The following is a 1,548-nucleotide window of genomic DNA, read 5'->3' as shown; positions in this document are numbered from 1 at the left end:
ACATCAACGTATTAACGGAGAAATGCAAGATGTAGTTACAAGATATGCCAATATGTTTGGAATATTTTTTGATTATTTTGATGATAAACAAAAACAAACTGTAAAAAATAAGGTGTTATTAAATGATGATATTCAGAAAATAACTACACCTTACATGCGCTTTTTTGAGTTGGAAGCCTTATGTGCTCTGGACGAACATGAATTTGTTCTAGATGAAATTCGAGATTATTGGGGAGGCATGTTGAAGCTTGGGGCTACTGCCTTTTGGGAATTATACAATCCTAAAGATAAAGAAGATGAGCATTTAGCAATGTATGGCAGACCTTATGGAAAAAGCCTTTGTCACGCTTGGGGTGCAAGCCCAATTTATCTTTTTGGTAAATATTATTTAGGAGTTCAACCAACTTCTCCAGGGTATAAAACCTACGAAGTAAAACCAAACTTAGGTGGCTTAAATTGGATGGAAGGTAAAGTGCCAACGCCTAATGGTGTTGTAGAATTACACTGTAGTACAGAAGAGATAAAAATAAAAGCTTCAGAAGGAAAAGGAGTATTAACTTTTAAGAGCGAACAGGAACCTTCTTCAAATTTTGGAAATATTATCAAAATTGAAAAAAATAAATTTCAACTTGTTTTAAAACCTCAAACAGATTATCAAATTAATTACAAAGCGTTATAAACTAAAATGATGAAATTCAGATATATATTTATATTATTTACTCTAAGTTTTTTTTCTGGAATAGCACAAAATTCAAATTCAAGTTGGAAAGCAGCCTCATTTAAAATTTTAGATGTCAATTACAAAACTTTTGAAACAATACAATATGCCCATGTTTTTTCAGAAAGCAAACATAATATTGTTCGTTTAGCAGAAGAATTAAAAGGTTTAAAAGGAATAAAATTACCAGTTAAAAATAACAAATCTTTTAGATTAAAATTTAAAGAAGAAGTAAAAGTACTTATTGGTGTTTTTAATGATAAAAATTCTTTTAAAAAGAATCAACTTCTCCTTAAAAACGGATTAACAATAACAGGTTTACCTCCTGTAAATGTATATGCTATAACTTACGCTAAAGGAACTCACACAATAAATTTCCCAGAACTTTTTACCATTTTAGGAGTAGTAAAAGCAAAACAAAAATTAAAGTATAGAAATGCAAAATTTCCAGATGGTAATCTTTGGAATCCAACATTTATAGTAGAAGGTTTTTCTGATGAAAAGCCCCTTTTTGAAATTATTGGGGGCGAAAATGAGCCAACAATCGATGAAGGCATGCCTGGAACTGAAGGAATTCAAGGTGGTTTTGAAGGTGGTAGGGTTGTAAAAGTAGGAGATACTTATCACATGTTTCCAACAGAACGTGCTGGAGAAATTGGTATAGAAGCTTATTACGATCGTGTAAAAACTAAAATTGGACATTGGACGAGTAAAGATGCTATTCACTGGAAACGTCAATCAACAATATATCAAGCAAGTGGAACATATGCCGTTACAGATGACGATAATCCAATGAATGATAGAAGAGCTGCAATCTGGTCTTATATGCC

The 1,548-nt window shown here is 31.7% G+C and carries 1 protein-coding gene and 1 pseudogene; both read left to right on the top strand.

What is annotated here, in order from left to right; genetic code table 11:
* Positions 1 to 679: alpha-L-rhamnosidase C-terminal domain-containing protein (locus ACTG3S_RS14430; RefSeq protein ID WP_439130031.1), on the top strand; the 679-nt coding region annotated here is incomplete at its 5' end.
* A 9-nt stretch (positions 680 to 688) separates the two neighbouring features.
* Positions 689 to 1,548 (top strand): annotated as a pseudogene (locus tag ACTG3S_RS14425) (hypothetical protein); the annotation flags it as partial.

It is taken from the genome of Polaribacter sp. (genome assembly GCF_965656025.1).
GTDB lineage: Bacteria > Bacteroidota > Bacteroidia > Flavobacteriales > Flavobacteriaceae > Polaribacter.
This window is presented reverse-complemented; position numbering and strand designations above follow the sequence as displayed.